The organism is Providencia sp. PROV200 (assembly GCF_049901995.1).
GTDB lineage: Bacteria > Pseudomonadota > Gammaproteobacteria > Enterobacterales > Enterobacteriaceae > Providencia > Providencia rettgeri_E.
The window spans coordinates 62,858-80,860 of sequence record NZ_CP096308.1; the positions used below are offsets into that span (position 1 = coordinate 62,858).

Genomic DNA, 18,003 nt, shown 5'->3' on the forward strand with positions numbered 1-18,003 from the left:
AAGTGGTTAAAGAGAGGTGGGAGGATGTGAAGGTTCAAAGGATAAAAGTGGAGAATAAGCCATATCCATTGTATTTATTGCTAGATGAAGAATATCAGGTAATAGAACCAGTAATGAGGTTTATAAAATATCTAGATAATACTGGTAAGTCACCAAATACCATTAAAGCATACTGCTATCATTTAAAGTTGCTATATGAGTTTATGGAACAGAGGGGGATTACCCTTAATGATATTAACTTTGAGAAATTAGCAGATTTTGTAGGTTGGTTGAGATACCCAACAGCAGCAAATGTAATTGATCTCTAGTCAAAAGAAGCCATAAGAGAAGAAACGACAGTGAATACAATTTTAAATGCTGTTATGAGTTATCTGGAATATTTAAGTAGATTAGGAGAATTTAAGTCAATTGATGTATTTAAACAAGCAAAGGGGAGAAATTTTAAGGGGTTTTTACATCATATTAATAAGGGTAAATATCAAAAGAATATCTTAAAGTTAAGGGTTAAAAAGAAGCAGATAAGAACACTAACATCAGAGGAAGTTAAGCAAATTATTGATGCTTGTCATACGAAGAGGGATAAATTAATTTTAATGCTTATGTATGAGGGTGGTTTAAGAATCGGTGAAGTGTTATCGCTAAGGCTTGAGGATATTGCCACTTGGGACAATCAAATCCATTTAACACCCAGAGACGTTAATGTTAATGAGGCCTATATTAAATTAAGGAAGGAAAGAACAATACATGTGAGTAAAGAACTTATGGCACTTTATACAGATTATTTGGTATATGAGTATGGTGAGGACTTGGAGCATGATTATGTTTTTATTTCTTTAAAAGAAGGCTATTTTGGAAAACCACTAAAGTACCAAAGTGTTCTTGATCTAGTTAGAAGAATAGTTAAAAGAACTAGAATAGAGTTTACGCCGCATATGCTACGCCACACTCATGCAACGCAGCTAATTAGGGATGGATGGGATGTTGCACACGTTCAAAAGAGGTTGGGCCATGCACATGTTCAAACAACGTTAAATACCTATGTTCATCTTTCAGATCAAGATATGAAAAATGAGTTTAATAAATATCTTGAGAGAAAGGAACATAAGAAATGAATGATTCTAGTAAAAGGAAAATTATCAGTCAGAGTGAGATCAGTAAGAAAATAGCTGCAATGAATGAAGAATTGCAGGGATTTTGGGCTAATAATAGTTGGGATATAAGGAAATGTCCGCATCCTTCTGCCATAGAATTAAGTAAGAACCCTACTTTAAGAAATCGGTGGGTTCGTTTTGAACGTGTTAAAAATCTGTGGTTAAGAACAGAATTGAAATATTTTTATTTTTACCATTTAAATAATGGAATATGGAATGCAAAAACTGTATGGATTAGAAAAGGAACTGTAATTAATAGAATGTTAGATTTTTTAGATTTAAAGTATCCTAACATTACTTCAATTACTGAAGTTCCTATTAAAAAAGCAATGACGGAATATAGGACATATTTGACAGAACAGGGTGTTAGAATTACCACTACTAATTATAAGATTACTGCTAATCAAGAAAAAATAGCTGTAGAAGCTAATTCTTACTATGTTACTAATTTAAAACAATTTATGGAGTTTTATGAGGACTTTTATTTTGATGGGGAGGAGTGGGATAAAGACATTTGGGATAGACGTAAGTTACCTTTGCCAGATGATAAGGTTAATCCGACACAATATGAATATGTAATTAACTTTAAAGGGGTTCGCAATACGTATTTTAAACAACTCGTAAAAAGATATTGTAAATTGAGATTAAATACGGATAGCTTTTCCTATGTATGTGATATCGCCCAAAAACTTAAAGAGTTCTTTAATTTCTTGGACATGAATTTTAAACACGTTCAGAGAATAAACCAATTAACGAGAATGGAAATTGAAGCATATTTAAGCGAATTAAATATGATGGGGATAAAGCCTAGCACAATAACTGGGAGGATCTCTATATTGGAAGGACTATTTAGTACCCTTCTAAGGCTAGAATGGAATGATATTCCTTCCAAGGTGTTAATCTATCCAGAAGACTATCCCAAAATACCGAGAGCAAAACCTCGTTTTATAGATGAATACGTTCTGGAGCAATTGAACAGTCATCTTGATAAATTACCCGAATATATAGCTACGATGACTATGATAGTCCAAGAATGTGGGATGAGGATAAGCGAATTGTGCACCTTGAAAAAAGGTTGTCTATTAGAGGACAAAGATGGAGATTACTTTTTAAAGTATTATCAATGGAAAATGAAAAAGGAGCATATAGTTCCAATATCAAAAGAGGTAGCTTTATTGATTAAAGTTCGGGAAGATAAAGTTTCATGGGAGTTTCCAGATAGTGAATACCTCTTTCCAAGAAAAGATGGATCGCCATTAAAACAAGAAACATTTAGAGACGAGTTAAACAAATTAGCTTATGAGCAAAAAATAGTCGATAAATCAGGCGAGATTTATAGATTCCATGCCCATGCCTTTCGCCATACAGTAGGAACAAGAATGATTAATAACGGAGTACCGCAGCATATTGTACAAAAGTTTTTGGGTCATGAAAGTCCTGAAATGACAAGCAGATATGCTCATATTTTTGATGAAACCCTTAAAGCTGAATTTACAAAATTCAAAGAAAAACTGGTAACTAATAATGGAGATATAATTGAGTTAGATAATGACAATGAAGTCGATGATGTTGATCTTCAATGGTTCAAGAAAAATATTAATGCACAAGTTCTTCCAAATGGTTATTGCCGATTACCAGTAATAGCAGGTTCTTGTCCACACGCCAATGCTTGTTTAGATTGTACTCATTTTTGTACAAGTAAGCAGTTTTTATCGCAGCATGAGGAACAGTTAAATCGTACTGAGGAGTTATTGGCAGTCGCTAAGGAAAAGCAATGGCAAAGGCAAATAGAGACTAATAACCGTGTTAAAGAGCGACTAGAGCAAATAATTGGCAGCCTGAAGGGGATTAGTTAGATGGTTAAACAGGTACGAAATACAGAGGAAATTGTGCGTTTGGCAAAGCAAAAGTCCAGGCGGACTAGAGAAAATGTAGACAAGGTTATCTCTAAACTATCGCTTGAAGGTAAGACTATTAATTTTAACACAGTTGCAAAGGAAGCTAATGTTTCTAAATCATGGCTTTATAAGGAACATGATATTAGGCAAAGGATTGAATCTCTCCGAAAACAGCAAAAAACAGAAAATGTAATATCAAAACCCAAGAAAAGCTCCCGTTCTGAAGAAGTCCTTATTAAAACCTTAAAAACAAGAGTAAAGGAATTAGAAGAGGAAAATATAAGATTAAGGAACCAGATCCAAAAATTATACGGAGATTTGTACATTAGAGAATAGTTAATCTATGAGTTTCACCAACTTGTGCTTTGAACTTTGAAGTGTTAAAATTAATATACTATTAATCGAAAGGAGAGATGGGTGGACAATGAAGAACTAATCTAATTTTTAACAAATGAAATAGTATATTTCAGTTTAAAAACTTAGGATTAGTCTGCCCATTTTTCCATATACTAAATAAATGTAAGACTGAATAGCTAAAAAGGCTAAATAGTTTTATTTGAGTGTCTTAAAAAGTGACATGACTAATCCTTCCAACATTATTTGGGAGGATTTTTTATTTCTCCCTGAATCAAAATAAAGAAAGAAGGAATCGAATTGTTAAAACAAAAGGAACTAATGGCAAGGGTTAAGGAACTTGTCCAGTCAGATGAACGAATATCTGCTTGTATGATGTATGGCTCTTTTACAAAAGGAGAGGGAGATCAATACTCTGATATAGAATATTACGTTTTTCTAAAAGATGATACAATTTCCACCTTTGATTCAGCAAAATGGCTAAATGAAGTCGCTTCCTACACTTTACTCTATCAAAATGAGTACGGTACGGAAGTAGTAATTTTTGAAAATCTAATACGTGGTGAATTTCATTTCCTTTCCGAAAACGAAATGAATATTATTCCTTCATTCAAAGAATCAGGCTACATTCCTGACACAAAAGCAATGTTTATTTATGATGAAACAGGACAACTAGAATTGTATTTATCAGAGTTGGAAGGTCCGGGACCAAATAGACTTACAGAAGAAAACGTAAATTTTTTATTGAATAATTTTTCCAACCTATGGTTAATGGGGATTAATGTTCTTAAAAGAGGGGAAAATGCACGTTCACTGGAACTTTTATCTCAATTACAAAAAAATATACTACAACTCATTCGAATTGCGGAAGAAAATGCCGATAATTGGTTTAATATGACAAAGAATCTTGAAAAAGAAATTAGTCCTGAAAACTATGAAAAGTTTAAAAAGACTACTGCCCGATTAAATGAATTAGAACTATATGAAGCCTATAAGAACTCTTTGCTTCTCGTTATGGAACTTCGAAATCTCGTTGAAAAACAGTATCAATTAACCATTAGCGATGATTTTTTAGGCAAACTGTTTAATTATATGAACGAATAAATAAAAAGCCTGTATCTCAAGTGATAACTAAGATACAGGCTTTAATTGTTATTTACTTTAAATACATGTTCTCAAAGTGAAAGTATTGATTTTAATGGATTTTTAATAGTTTACTCTTGATAAATTTGCAGCCCGCAATTTGAGCACGCCCAGGAACTGCGGCGCGTAGCGGCGTAGCGTGGCATAGCTTTCACCGATGTGGTGCAGGAAATCAAAGTCGGCAGGCCGCGCCAATGTTTGCGCTTCGGTGACGCTGGCGGCGAAGGTGTCCCAGGGCATAACGGCCTCGATGGCGGCGAACGGATCGCTGCCGCTTTGCTTGGCCTCAATCAACGCTTGACCGATGCGCCCATACATCCGCACCTTGTCGTTGATCGCCTTGCCGGAAGCCTGGAACTGCTGCTGATGCTTGTTCTTGGCCGCGTTGAACAGCTTGCCGATGATGCGATCGTGAAGGTCGATGATTTCATCGGTGACGGTGGCCATGCCTTCGATGGCCAGCGCTACCAGCGTGGCATAGCGTCGTTGCACCTCGAACTTTGCCAGATCAGCAGGCGTCATCTGGCCACCTTCACGAGCGATTTTGAGCAGGCGGTTCTGGTGAACCTGCCGCTCGATGCCTGCGGGCAGATCAAGTGCTTGCCAGGATTTCAGGCGCTCAATATGTTCGAGCATGTGGCGAGAGTTCGGTTTGGCAGGCGACTGGCGCAGCCATGCCAGCCACGTCACTTTACTGCCGTCCTTGCGCTTGAGAAGTTCGTCCAGGCGCTGACGGTGGGGTGATAACAAAGAATCGGTCAGCGCCGCGTAAATGCGTCGGTTGGCACGGGTGATGGCCTCGGCGCTTGCGCGCTCGATGGCATTCATGGCGGGCAGGATAATGCTCTGCCGCCGCAGATTCTCGACAAGTGCGCTCGCCAGCACGATGCCTTTGTCGGTCTGCAAGGCCAGCTCGGTCAATGTATGCACGGCTTGCCGATAGTGGCTCATGGTGAAGGGCTTGAACCCAAAAACCGTTTGCAGCTCGACCAAGTGCTCCCGCCGTGTCTGTTCGCGCTGGCCGTACTCGCTCCAACTTTCCACTGGCATCTTGAGTTGCGCGGCCACCATGCGCAACAGGGGCGGAAACGGAGGCTCATCGACGCCCAAAAAGGTGCCAGGGAATCGCAAGTAGCAAAGCTGCACAGCGAAGCCCAATCGATTCGCGGCGCCGCGACGCTGACGGATCACCGACAGGTCGGTTTCGTTGAACGTGTAGTGCCGTATCAGTTCGTCTTTGGCATCTGGCAGTGCCAGCAGGCTTTCGCGCTCGGTGGCGGACAGGATTGAGCGGCGTGGCATGGTCAGTCTTCCCGCAGGTACTGGTACAAGGTTTCGCGGCTGATGCCGAAGTCACGGGCCACCAAGGTTTTTTGGTCGCCTGCCGCAACTCGCCGTTTCAACTCGGCAATTTGTTCGCTGTTCAGCGATTTCTTTCGTCCCCGGTAGGCACCGCGCTGCTTGGCCAGCACGATTCCCTCGCGCTGACGTTCGCGGATCAGGGCGCGCTCGAACTCAGCGAAGGCTCCCATGACCGACAGCATCAGATTGGCCATCGGTGAGTCCTCGCCGGTGAACTTCAGCCCTTCTTTGACGAACTCCATGCGCACGCCCCGTTGTGTCAGCCCTTGGACGATGCGGCGCAGGTCATCAAGGTTGCGTGCCAGCCTGTCCATGCTATGCACCACCACGGTGTCGCCCTCGCGGACGAAGGCCAGCAGCCTTTCCAGCTCGGGACGCTGGGTGTCCTTGCCAGAAGCCTTGTCGGTGAACACCCGCGCCACCTGAACACCCTCCAATTGCCGTTCCGGGTTCTGGTCGAAGCTGCTGACGCGGACATAGCCGATGCGTTGACCTTGCAAGATGCCTCCAAAGGCAAAAGTGTCAGGATGAAATCTATTACCTTTGACGGAATATGTCAATCAATAGGAAATTTAACTCTATTCTGACATCGTTTGCACATGGTGTCGTTTTCAGAAGACGGCTGCACTGAACGTCAGAAGCCGACTGCACTATAGCAGCGGAGGGGTTGGATCCATCAGGCAACGACGGGCTGCTGCCGGCCATCAGCGGACGCAGGGAGGACTTTCCGCAACCGGCCGTTCGATGCGGCACCGATGGCCTTCGCGCAGGGGTAGTGAATCCGCCAGGATTGACTTGCGCTGCCCTACCTCTCACTAGTGAGGGGCGGCAGCGCATCAAGCGGTGAGCGCACTCCGGCACCGCCAACTTTCAGCACATGCGTGTAAATCATCGTCGTAGAGACGTCGGAATGGCCGAGCAGATCCTGCACGGTTCGAATGTCGTAACCGCTGCGGAGCAAGGCCGTCGCGAACGAGTGGCGGAGGGTGTGCGGTGTGGCGGGCTTCGTGATGCCTGCTTGTTCTACGGCACGTTTGAAGGCGCGCTGAAAGGTCTGGTCATACATGTGATGGCGACGCACGACACCGCTCCGTGGATCGGTCGAATGCGTGTGCTGCGCAAAAACCCAGAACCACGGCCAGGAATGCCCGGCGCGCGGATACTTCCGCTCAAGGGCGTCGGGAAGCGCAACGCCGCTGCGGCCCTCGGCCTGGTCCTTCAGCCACCATGCCCGTGCACGCGACAGCTGCTCGCGCAGGCTGGGTGCCAAGCTCTCGGGTAACATCAAGGCCCGATCCTTGGAGCCCTTGCCCTCCCGCACGATGATCGTGCCGTGATCGAAATCCAGATCCTTGACCCGCAGTTGCAAACCCTCACTGATCCGCATGCCCGTTCCATACAGAAGCTGGGCGAACAAACGATGCTCGCCTTCCAGAAAACCGAGGATGCGAACCACTTCATCCGGGGTCAGCACCACCGGCAAGCGCCGCGACGGCCGAGGTCTTCCGATCTCCTGAAGCCAGGGCAGATCCGTGCACAGCACCTTGCCGTAGAAGAACAGCAAGGCCGCCAATGCCTGACGATGCGTGGAGACCGAAACCTTGCGCTCGTTCGCCAGCCAGGACAGAAATGCCTCGACTTCGCTGCTGCCCAAGGTTGCCGGGTGACGCACACCGTGGAAACGGATGAAGGCACGAACCCAGTTGACATAAGCCTGTTCGGTTCGTAAACTGTAATGCAAGTAGCGTATGCGCTCACGCAACTGGTCCAGAACCTTGACCGAACGCAGCGGTGGTAACGGCGCAGTGGCGGTTTTCATGGCTTGTTATGACTGTTTTTTTGTACAGTCTATGCCTCGGGCATCCAAGCAGCAAGCGCGTTACGCCGTGGGTCGATGTTTGATGTTATGGAGCAGCAACGATGTTACGCAGCAGGGCAGTCGCCCTAAAACAAAGTTAGACATCATGAGGGTAGCGGTGACCATCGAAATTTCGAACCAACTATCAGAGGTGCTAAGCGTCATTGAGCGCCATCTCGAACCGACGTTGCTGGCCGTGCATTTGTACGGCTCCGCAGTGGATGGCGGCCTGAAGCCATACAGCGATATTGATTTGTTGGTTACTGTGGCCGTAAAGCTTGATGAAACGACGCGGCGAGCATTGCTCAATGATCTTATGGAGGCTTCGGCTTTCCCTGGCGAGAGCGAGACGCTCCGCGCTATAGAAGTCACCCTTGTCGTGCATGACGACATCATCCCGTGGCGTTATCCGGCTAAGCGCGAGCTGCAATTTGGAGAATGGCAGCGCAATGACATTCTTGCGGGTATCTTCGAGCCAGCCATGATCGACATTGATCTAGCTATCCTGCTTACAAAAGCAAGAGAACATAGCGTTGCCTTGGTAGGTCCGGCAGCGGAGGAATTCTTTGACCCGGTTCCTGAACAGGATCTATTCGAGGCGCTGAGGGAAACCTTGAAGCTATGGAACTCGCAGCCCGACTGGGCCGGCGATGAGCGAAATGTAGTGCTTACGTTGTCCCGCATTTGGTACAGCGCAATAACCGGCAAAATCGCGCCGAAGGATGTCGCTGCCGACTGGGCAATAAAACGCCTACCTGCCCAGTATCAGCCCGTCTTACTTGAAGCTAAGCAAGCTTATCTGGGACAAAAAGAAGATCACTTGGCCTCACGCGCAGATCACTTGGAAGAATTTATTCGCTTTGTGAAAGGCGAGATCATCAAGTCAGTTGGTAAATGATGTCTAACAATTCGTTCAAGCCGACCGCGCTACGCGCGGCGGCTTAACTCCGGCGTTGTGCTGACGAAAAAAAACAAAAATCTGCGTATACCTTTCCTCATAATCTGTGGCTTCAATAAAAGGATATTTCTATGCTTCAACTGAAAATGATCGAACTCTTCAAGGAAGGTTGTCATGAGGATGCACGAATAATCGCGGCATTGATGTTCGGCTCATTTGCTATCGGAGAGGGTGACGAGTTCTCTGATATCGAATTCGCAGTGTTCATCCAGGATGACCATTTTGAAAATTTCGATCAGCGCTCGTGGCTTAATGCCGTAAGTCCGGTTGCTGCTTACTTTCCGGACGACTTCGGCCACCACACCGCACTTTTTGAAAACGGCATTCGCGGTGAATTCCATTTCATGCGAAAATCGGACATACCGGTCATTTCCACTTGGCAAGGCTATGGGTGGTTTCCCTCGCTTGAGGCGGCTGTTTTGTTGGACCGATCAGGAGAGTTGTCAAGGTACGCAAGCGCTCTCGTGGGCGGTCCCCCGATACGTGAAGGCGCGCCGCTGGTGGAAGGGCTTGTGTTGAACCTCATCAGCCTGATGCTCTTTGGGGCCAATCTTTTAAATCGGGGAGAGTACGCTCGCGCCTGGGCTTTGCTCAGCAAAGCACATGAAAACCTACTCAAGCTGGTTCGACTCCACGAAGGGGCAACAGACCACTGGCCGACACCTTCACGCGCGCTCGAAAAGGATATCTCGGAGGACTCGTATAATCGCTATCTGGCATGCACAAGCAGTGCAGAACCAAGAGCACTATGTGCAGCCTATCATCAAACGTGGACGTGGAGTCTCGAATTGTTCAAGAGCGTGACAGAACCTCTGAATATCGAGCTTCCGAGAACTGTAATTGCGCAGGCAAAAAGGTTGCTCAATGAGTCTGCGACGCCGCACAACAAGTAAATCCAGCGGACGCATAAAAACGCGCCGCTGATTTTGACGTTAGATGCACTAAGCACATAATTGCTCACAGCCAAACTATCAGGTCAAGTCTGCTTTTATTATTTTTAAGCGTGCATAATAAGCCCTACACAAATTGGGAGATATATCATGAAAGGCTGGCTTTTTCTTGTTATCGCAATAGTTGGCGAAGTAATCGCAACATCCGCATTAAAATCTAGCGAGGGCTTTACTAAGCTTGCCCCTTCCGCCGTTGTCATAATCGGTTATGGCATCGCATTTTATTTTCTTTCTCTGGTTCTGAAATCCATCCCTGTCGGTGTTGCTTATGCAGTCTGGTCGGGACTCGGCGTCGTCATAATTACAGCCATTGCCTGGTTGCTTCATGGGCAAAAGCTTGATGCGTGGGGCTTTGTAGGTATGGGGCTCATAATTGCTGCCTTTTTGCTCGCCCGATCCCCATCGTGGAAGTCGCTGCGGAGGCCGACGCCATGGTGACGGTGTTCGGCATTCTGAATCTCACCGAGGACTCCTTCTTCGATGAGAGCCGGCGGCTAGACCCCGCCGGCGCTGTCACCGCGGCGATCGAAATGCTGCGAGTCGGATCAGACGTCGTGGATGTCGGACCGGCCGCCAGCCATCCGGACGCGAGGCCTGTATCGCCGGCCGATGAGATCAGACGTATTGCGCCGCTCTTAGACGCCCTGTCCGATCAGATGCACCGTGTTTCAATCGACAGCTTCCAACCGGAAACCCAGCGCTATGCGCTCAAGCGCGGCGTGGGCTACCTGAACGATATCCAAGGATTTCCTGACCCTGCGCTCTATCCCGATATTGCTGAGGCGGACTGCAGGCTGGTGGTTATGCACTCAGCGCAGCGGGATGGCATCGCCACCCGCACCGGTCACCTTCGACCCGAAGACGCGCTCGACGAGATTGTGCGGTTCTTCGAGGCGCGGGTTTCCGCCTTGCGACGGAGCGGGGTCGCTGCCGACCGGCTCATCCTCGATCCGGGGATGGGATTTTTCTTGAGCCCCGCACCGGAAACATCGCTGCACGTGCTGTCGAACCTTCAAAAGCTGAAGTCGGCGTTGGGGCTTCCGCTATTGGTCTCGGTGTCGCGGAAATCCTTCTTGGGCGCCACCGTTGGCCTTCCTGTAAAGGATCTGGGTCCAGCGAGCCTTGCGGCGGAACTTCACGCGATCGGCAATGGCGCTGACTACGTCCGCACCCACGCGCCTGGAGATCTGCGAAGCGCAATCACCTTCTCGGAAACCCTCGCGAAATTTCGCAGTCGCGACGCCAGAGACCGAGGGTTAGATCATGCCTAGCATTCACCTTCCGGCCGCCCGCTAAATATCTCCTTTTGGGTTGTTAATAAAACATCCAATAAGTTGACTGTGCGTGAAAAAGAAAGTTTTGTGTGATGGCGTTGAAGATCGCACCGTTAAGCTCTTATGTGGGATGGTGCAGAGCTCGACGACTACCGATAAAACGCAACCGCCGCAAACAGACAAGAAAAAGCCCCAACTGATAACAGTTGGGGCTTCAGTATTGTGATTGGTGGAGCAATAGCACCCTGAACCCAAAACCTTCTCGCTCAACCGGTAGTGGCTGATAACAACTCGTGAGGGCTATTGCGGGTTAAGCATTTAGCGATGTCTAGGGCCAGACTGGACGTCTGAACGCAAGCCGCTGATACTATACATAACCACAGTATCAGCGGAGGATACCCATGTCGCTGGCAAGGAACGCCACGGCGAGTCAATCGCCCACTCAAACAAACGGTTACGAACGCCACCAACCCGACCAGACGCTGCTCTACCAGCTGGTTGAGCAGCACTACCCAGCCTTCAAAGCCTCACTCGAAGCCCAAGGTCAACACCTGCCTCGCTACATCCAACAAGAATTCAACGACCTCCTCCAATGTGGCCGTCTGGAGTATGGTTTCATGCGGGTTCGCTGCGAGGATTGTCATCACGAGCGTCTGGTCGCCTTCAGCTGTAAACGACGCGGCTTTTGCCCTAGCTGCGGTGCCCGCCGGATGGCCGAGAGTGCGGCGCTGCTGATAGACGAAGTCTTCCCCAAGGAGCCCATTCGCCAGTGGGTGCTCAGCTTTCCTTTCCAGCTACGCTTTTTGCTGGCTCGCCATCCCCAGCTGATGGGCCAGGTCTTGAGTATCGTCTATCGTACACTCTCAACTCATCTGATCAAAAAAGCCGGTTACACCAAAGCCTCTGCACAAACTGGCTCAGTGACTCTTATCCAACGCTTTGGCTCCGCGCTAAATCTCAATGTCCACTACCACATGCTGTTTCTCGATGGTGTCTATGCCGAAGATGACTATGGCAAGCAACGCTTCCATCGTGTCAAGGCACCCACTTACGATGAGCTGAATACGCTCGCTCACACCCTCAGCCATCGCATCGCTCGCTGCATGGAAAAGCGTGGGATTTTGGAGCGTGATGCCGAGAATACGTGGTTGACACTGGAAGAGGGCGAAGACGATACGCTGACTCAATTACATGGTGCTTCGGTTACGTATCGCATTGCCGTCGGCCCCCAGCAAGGGCGCAAAGTCTTCACCCTGCAAACCTTGCCAGGGCGTGAGGATAAAGCCGACTCAAGCAGTCGAGTAGCCAACCATGCTGGTTTCTCGCTACACGCCGGTGTGATGGCCGAAGCGCATCAGCGGGATAAGCTTGAGCGCTTGTGTCGCTACATTAGTCGGCCAGCGGTTTCAGAAAAACGTCTGGCATTAACCGCCAATGGGCAGGTGCGTTACGAGCTCAAAACTCCGTACCGCAATGGCACCACCCATGTGATCTTCGAGCCGCTGGACTTCATCGCCAAATTCGCTGCGTTGGTACCTAAGCCGCGAGTCAACCTCACACGCTTCCACGGCGTCTTTGCACCGAACAGCAAACACCGAGTTCAAGTAACACCCGCCAAGCGGGGCAAGAAGCCCGACAAATCGGAAGGTCTCGATACTAACTGGCGTGACAAGAGTCCTGCAGAGCGCCACCGCGCCATGACCTGGATGCAACGCCTCAAGCGAGTCTTCAATATTGATATTGAAGTCTGCGAACACTGCGGCGGTCACGTCAAAGTGATTGCCAGCATCGAAGATCCGAAGGTCATTGAGCAGATTCTCAAGCATCTGAAACAGAAAACAGCCAAGGCGAATGCCGCCAAGCAGCGTGAGCTGCCACCAGAACGAGCGCCGCCACTGACTCCCAGCCTGTTCGATCCATCACAGAGTCGTCTCTTTGACTGACGACCCCAAATCCAACACTGCTCAACACTGCCAACTTTTAAACGGGGCGGTGGGGCAGTTTGTATCTCTCGAGCTATCAGGCTAGAGATTTTACCGCCAAATCGAACCTTATTAGAGCGGTTTAGGCTGGACCGGCAGTTAAAATTGGGGCTTGAGCGGTAAACGAGTGAGGGAATTTCAGGTAAGATACTTCGGATGAGGAGCAAAAAGGTGGTTTATACTTCCTATACCCGAGGTAATTCTTGGTGCTGACCTTATTGACGCTTTGCTAGCCGAACGATATGGTTGGGTAAATCGTGCGCTTCCGGCAAATGAGTTAGACGCTTTTGTTCATCGCATCGCCACAAATATTGCAGCTTTACCTGAAGGGGTCATCGCCGCTGCAAAGAAAGCAATCCCACCAACGGATTTAAGTGAAGACTTCCTTCGAGAGCACAAGGCATGGGCTGGTCTGTTTGCGCGTCCGGCTGCTGAAAAACTCATTCGTGGCGGCTTGCAGGCAGGTGCTCAAACAAAAGTGGGCGAACAGGATTTGGAGCAACTACTCCGCGATTTGTCTGCATCCTGAGGTCTTGCTGCTGTCTAATATTCTGCTCTAGCTTATTCTTGAGATTTGAGACAGAGAAATACAGCAACCCATTTTCCTTAAGCCTAGCGCTATTTATGCAATTGAGAGGTAATGACAAAAGTTTGATGCATTGACCCTCTATAGACAATAAGCCATATTTTTGCTACAGTGAACCTAATTAAGATCATCTATTTACTAGGCCTCGCATTTGCGAGGTTTTTAATGCTGAATAAAAGGAAAACTTGATGGAATTGCCTAATATTATTCAACAATTTATTGGAAACAGCGTTTTAGAGCCAAATAAAATTGGTCAGTCGCCATCGGATGTTTATTCTTTTAATCGAAATAATGAAACTTTTTTTCTTAAGCGATCTAGCACTTTATATACAGAGACCACATACAGTGTCTCTCGTGAAGCGAAAATGATGAGTTGGCTCTCTGATAAATTAAAGGTGCCTGAACTCATCATGACTTTTCAGGATGAGCAGTTTGAATTCATGATCACTAAAGCGATCAATGCAAAACCAATTTCAGCGCTTTTTTTAACAGAGCAAGAATTGCTTTCTATCTATAAGGAAACACTCAATCAGTTAAATGCAGTTGCTATTTTTGATTGCCCATTTATTTCAAGCATTGATCATCGGTTAAAAGAGTCAAAATTTTTTATTGATAACCAACTCCTTGACGAGATAGATCAAGATGATTTTGAGGCTGAATTATGGGGAGACCATAAAACTTACCTAAGTCTTTGGAATGAGTTAAATGAGACTCGTGTTGAAGAAAGATTGGTTTTTTCTCATGGCGATATCACGGATAGTAATATTTTTATAGATAAATCTGGTGAAATTTACTTTTTAGATCTTGGTCGTGCTGGATTAGCAGATGAATTTGTAGATATATCTTTTGTTGAACGTTGCCTAAGAGAGGATGTATCTGAGGAAACTGCTAAAATATTTTTAAAGCATTTAAAAAACGATATGCCTGACAAAAGGAATTATTTTTTAAAACTTGATGAATTGAATTAACTCCAAGCAATATCTAAAAATACTTAGCTGTATTTTTAAGTTGCTAATTTTTAAATAAATAAGTGAAAAAAGTTAGTGGAACTACTGATTTAAAGTTTTATATAGCCAATAAATCTAAATTTTGGTTTTTAAAATGAACTTATTTAAAATAGCTAAAGCTGTTTATTAGCTTAACTTGTGATTTAAGTTTTTTTGAATATAAAATTGTTAATTTATTAGCTTTACAAGTTTATTTAAATTTCATCGTGCAACATTTTTAACCAATTTTATTATCGATGGTATTTTTTTGTCTGCTTTTCTTTTCCTAGTCTTTTATCTATCCGTCAACCATATAGTATTTTATTAAATTCTTATGGGAAATGACGAATAGAGGTGGTCCCACTTGTTTGAACAACTAAAAGCGTATTTATAAGTGATATTCCGCTCTAGTTAAGCCACCTTGTTTTGTTGGGGTAGCTGATCATAGTAAAAATCATTTGGTGTCATTTTGTCTAGACTCGAATGAGGTCGTTTCAAATTATAAAACTCAAAATATGCACTTAATTGCTTTTTCGCATCTGTGACACTGCTATAAGCTTTGAGATACACCTCTTCATATTTAACGCTCCGCCATAATCGTTCAACCATCACATTATCTACCCATCGACCTTTACCATCCATACTGATTTGAATGCCATTTGATTTCAATACATCAATAAATGCATCACTGGTGAACTGACTGCCTTGGTCTGTATTCAATATTTCAGGTGATCCATATTTTTCAATCGCTTCATTTAAAACCGAAATACAAAAATCCACCTCCATACTAATCGATACCCTATGCGCAAGTACCTTGCGGCTATGCCAATCAATCACAGCACATAAATAAACAAAGCCTTTTGCCATAGGGATATACGTTATATCCGTAGACCACACTTGATTACTGCGCTGAATAGCCAACCCTTTGAGCAGATATGGATATTTACGGTGAGCTTGATTAGCCTGGCTTAAATTTGGTTTGCAATATAACGCCTGAATACCCATTTTCTTCATTAAAGTACGTGTATGACGTCGTCCTATATGATGCCCTTGACGATTCAACAAATCACGCATCATACGACTGCCTGCAAAAGGATATTGCATATGTAATTCATCAATACATCGCATCAGCTTCAGATCTGATGAGCTAACAGGTTTTGGGCGATAATAATAACAACCACGGGAGACTTTCAGCAGCTTAGCTTGCTTAGATACTGAAATCTGAAGTGAGTCGTCGATTAACTTTTGTGGTTGAAGCGGCCCAGTTTCTTCAACACACCTTCTAAAAAATCAATTTCTAATGCCTGCTCACCGATTTTTGCATGTAACTTTTTAAGATCAATGGGGGGTTCTGATGGAGCTTTTGATTGATCGAAAGCTTGCGAGGAAGCTGAGATCAATTGATTTTTCCAGTCAATAATTTGGTTTTGATGAACATCAAATTCAGCACCATTCGTTTGTATTCAGTCTCGAGTACACCTATTTTTTGTCTAAAATCATACATAGTTATGAGAGGCGTTTTTCCAGTACTACGCCATGCAATCAATATTTCATATAAACGAACAGCATAAGCACTTGTTAAATTACTTATTTGTTGTATTTCATACTTTGTAAATTGTTCTTCTAACCTAGTAATTAAAGGCACAATAGCAGGGGCAAAAATAAGTCTAACGACAGCTTCATTATCAATATAAGCCACCTCGCTCACCCATCTTGATTTGTGATTAATAGTGTTACCTTTTTCACTAAGACTCTGATAACTGAATTGTCTTGCAAACAAGTCATCGCAAGCATCTTTTAACGCCTGATAAGCCGTATTTCGATGTACACGGCACTGTTGCAAATAGTCGGTGGTAATAAACTTATCATCCCCTTTTGCTGATGGAGCTGCACATGAACCCATTCAAAGGCCGGCATTTTCAGCGTGACATCATTCTGTGGGCCGTACGCTGGTACTGCAAATACGGCATCAGTTACCGTGAGCTGCAGGAGATGCTGGCTGAACGCGGAGTGAATGTCGATCACTCCACGATTTACCGCTGGGTTCAGCGTTATGCGCCTGAAATGGAAAAACGGCTGCGCTGGTACTGGCGTAACCCTTCCGATCTTTGCCCGTGGCACATGGATGAAACCTACGTGAAGGTCAATGGCCGCTGGGCGTATCTGTACCGGGCCGTCGACAGCCGGGGCCGCACTGTCGATTTTTATCTCTCCTCCCGTCGTAACAGCAAAGCTGCATACCGGTTTCTGGGTAAAATCCTCAACAACGTGAAGAAGTGGCAGATCCCGCGATTCATCAACACGGATAAAGCGCCCGCCTATGGTCGCGCGCTTGCTCTGCTCAAACGCGAAGGCCGGTGCCCGTCTGACGTTGAACACCGACAGATTAAGTACCGGAACAACGTGATTGAATGCGATCATGGCAAACTGAAACGGATAATCGGCGCCACGCTGGGATTTAAATCCATGAAGACGGCTTACGCCACCATCAAAGGTATTGAGGTGATGCGTGCACTACGCAAAGGCCAGGCCTCAGCATTTTATTATGGTGATCCCCTGGGCGAAATGCGCCTGGTAAGCAGAGTTTTTGAAATGTAAGGCCTTTGAATAAGACAAAAGGCTGCCTCATCGCTAACTTTGCAACAGTGCCTTCTACGGCACGTTTGAAGGCGCGCTGAAAGGTCTGGTCATACATGTGATGGCGACGCACGACACCGCTCCGTGGATCGGTCGAATGCGTGTGCTGCGCAAAAACCCAGAACCACGGCCAGGAATGCCCGGCGCGCGGATACTTCCGCTCAAGGGCGTCGGGAAGCGCAACGCCGCTGCGGCCCTCGGCCTGGTCCTTCAGCCACCATGCCCGTGCACGCGACAGCTGCTCGCGCAGGCTGGGTGCCAAGCTCTCGGGTAACATCAAGGCCCGATCCTTGGAGCCCTTGCCCTCCCGCACGATGATCGTGCCGTGATCGAAATCCAGATCCTTGACCCGCAGTTGCAAACCCTCACTGATCCGCATGCCCGTTCCATACAGAAGCTGGGCGAACAAACGATGCTCGCCTTCCAGAAAACCGAGGATGCGAACCACTTCATCCGGGGTCAGCACCACCGGCAAGCGCCGCGACGGCCGAGGTCTTCCGATCTCCTGAAGCCAGGGCAGATCCGTGCACAGCACCTTGCCGTAGAAGAACAGCAAGGCCGCCAATGCCTGACGATGCGTGGAGACCGAAACCTTGCGCTCGTTCGCCAGCCAGGACAGAAATGCCTCGACTTCGCTGCTGCCCAAGGTTGCCGGGTGACGCACACCGTGGAAACGGATGAAGGCACGAACCCAGTGGACATAAGCCTGTTCGGTTGGTAAGCTGTAATGCAAGTAGCGTATGCGCTCACGCAACTGGTCCAGAACCTTGACCGAACGCAGCGGTGGTAACGGCGCAGTGGCGGTTTTCATGGCTTGTTATGACTGTTTTTTTGTACAGTCTATGCCTCGGGCATCCAAGCAGC

11 protein-coding genes and 7 pseudogenes are annotated in these 18,003 nt (G+C 46.3%); 12 read left to right on the forward strand and 6 right to left on the reverse strand.

What is annotated here, in order from left to right:
• Positions 1 to 26 precede the first annotated feature (26 nt).
• The 4 genes and pseudogenes from M1E86_RS20055 (at position 27) to lnu(G) (ending at position 4,507) form a co-directional block, all read left to right on the forward strand.
• Positions 27 to 1,112: pseudogene (locus tag M1E86_RS20055) on the forward strand (tyrosine-type recombinase/integrase).
• A complete protein-coding gene (locus M1E86_RS20060) occupies positions 1,109 to 3,007 on the forward strand; it encodes a tyrosine-type recombinase/integrase (RefSeq protein WP_031911636.1) in 1,899 nt (632 codons plus the stop codon). The pseudogene M1E86_RS20055 and the gene M1E86_RS20060 overlap by 4 nt, the downstream one beginning before the upstream one ends.
• Positions 3,008 to 3,385: a DUF6262 family protein gene (locus tag M1E86_RS20065; RefSeq protein WP_002333497.1), complete on the forward strand. Its 378-nt coding sequence runs from the start codon at positions 3,008 to 3,010 to the stop codon at positions 3,383 to 3,385.
• 318 nt (positions 3,386 to 3,703) lie between these two features.
• Positions 3,704 to 4,507 (forward strand): lincosamide nucleotidyltransferase Lnu(G), encoded by an 804-nt coding sequence (gene lnu(G), locus M1E86_RS20070; protein WP_002333496.1) that lies wholly within the window; start codon positions 3,704 to 3,706, stop codon positions 4,505 to 4,507.
• 126 nt (positions 4,508 to 4,633) lie between these two features.
• Here lnu(G) and M1E86_RS20075 read toward each other — a convergent pair.
• From M1E86_RS20075 to intI1 (M1E86_RS20085), 3 genes and pseudogenes are all read right to left on the reverse strand, one after another.
• Positions 4,634 to 5,848, reverse strand: a pseudogene (locus tag M1E86_RS20075) (DUF4158 domain-containing protein); the annotation flags it as partial.
• A gap of 2 nt (positions 5,849 to 5,850) precedes the next feature.
• Positions 5,851 to 6,408, reverse strand: coding sequence for a recombinase family protein (locus M1E86_RS20080; RefSeq protein WP_001162012.1), 558 nt, complete (start codon positions 6,406 to 6,408; stop codon positions 5,851 to 5,853).
• Positions 6,409 to 6,713: 305 nt separating this feature from the next.
• Complete coding sequence (intI1, locus tag M1E86_RS20085) at positions 6,714 to 7,727, reverse strand: class 1 integron integrase IntI1 (protein ID WP_000845054.1); 1,014 nt, start codon at positions 7,725 to 7,727, stop codon at positions 6,714 to 6,716.
• A 145-nt stretch (positions 7,728 to 7,872) separates the two neighbouring features.
• Here intI1 (M1E86_RS20085) and M1E86_RS20090 point away from each other — a divergent pair.
• From M1E86_RS20090 to M1E86_RS20120, 7 genes and pseudogenes are all read left to right on the forward strand, one after another.
• A pseudogene (locus M1E86_RS20090) lies at positions 7,873 to 8,711 on the forward strand (AadA family aminoglycoside 3''-O-nucleotidyltransferase).
• Between the two features lie 84 nt (positions 8,712 to 8,795).
• A complete protein-coding gene (gene lnu(F), locus M1E86_RS20095; protein ID WP_000939727.1) occupies positions 8,796 to 9,617 on the forward strand; it encodes a lincosamide nucleotidyltransferase Lnu(F) in 822 nt (273 codons plus the stop codon).
• A 147-nt stretch (positions 9,618 to 9,764) separates the two neighbouring features.
• Positions 9,765 to 10,112, forward strand: coding sequence for a quaternary ammonium compound efflux SMR transporter QacE delta 1 (locus tag M1E86_RS20100; RefSeq protein ID WP_000679427.1), 348 nt, complete (start codon positions 9,765 to 9,767; stop codon positions 10,110 to 10,112).
• Positions 10,106 to 10,945 carry a sulfonamide-resistant dihydropteroate synthase Sul1 gene (gene sul1 / locus M1E86_RS20105; RefSeq protein ID WP_000259031.1) on the forward strand — a complete coding sequence of 280 codons (840 nt, stop codon included), beginning with the start codon at positions 10,106 to 10,108 and terminating at the stop codon, positions 10,943 to 10,945. The genes M1E86_RS20100 and sul1 overlap by 7 nt, the downstream gene beginning before the upstream one ends.
• A 404-nt stretch (positions 10,946 to 11,349) precedes the next feature.
• Positions 11,350 to 12,891: an IS91-like element ISCR1 family transposase gene (locus M1E86_RS20110; RefSeq protein ID WP_272675800.1), complete on the forward strand. Its 1,542-nt coding sequence runs from the start codon at positions 11,350 to 11,352 to the stop codon at positions 12,889 to 12,891.
• A gap of 232 nt (positions 12,892 to 13,123) precedes the next feature.
• Positions 13,124 to 13,459 (forward strand): annotated as a pseudogene (locus M1E86_RS20115) (enoyl-CoA hydratase/isomerase family protein); the annotation flags it as partial.
• Positions 13,460 to 13,704: 245 nt separating this feature from the next.
• Positions 13,705 to 14,484 carry an APH(3')-VI family aminoglycoside O-phosphotransferase gene (locus M1E86_RS20120; RefSeq protein ID WP_109018074.1) on the forward strand — a complete coding sequence of 260 codons (780 nt, stop codon included), beginning with the start codon at positions 13,705 to 13,707 and terminating at the stop codon, positions 14,482 to 14,484.
• A gap of 429 nt (positions 14,485 to 14,913) precedes the next feature.
• On the opposite strand, the pseudogene M1E86_RS20125 reads toward M1E86_RS20120, so the two are convergent.
• Positions 14,914 to 15,950 (reverse strand): annotated as a pseudogene (locus M1E86_RS20125) (IS3 family transposase); the annotation flags it as partial.
• Positions 15,951 to 15,952: 2 nt separating this feature from the next.
• A pseudogene (locus M1E86_RS20130) lies at positions 15,953 to 16,348 on the reverse strand (RepB family plasmid replication initiator protein); the annotation flags it as partial.
• 47 nt (positions 16,349 to 16,395) lie between these two features.
• Here M1E86_RS20130 and M1E86_RS20135 point away from each other — a divergent pair.
• Complete coding sequence (locus M1E86_RS20135) at positions 16,396 to 17,100, forward strand: IS6-like element IS26 family transposase (RefSeq protein WP_001067855.1); 705 nt, start codon at positions 16,396 to 16,398, stop codon at positions 17,098 to 17,100.
• 52 nt (positions 17,101 to 17,152) lie between these two features.
• Here M1E86_RS20135 and intI1 (M1E86_RS20140) read toward each other — a convergent pair.
• Positions 17,153 to 17,950 (reverse strand): annotated as a pseudogene (gene intI1 / locus M1E86_RS20140) (class 1 integron integrase IntI1); the annotation flags it as partial.
• Positions 17,951 to 18,003: the final 53 nt, after the last annotated feature.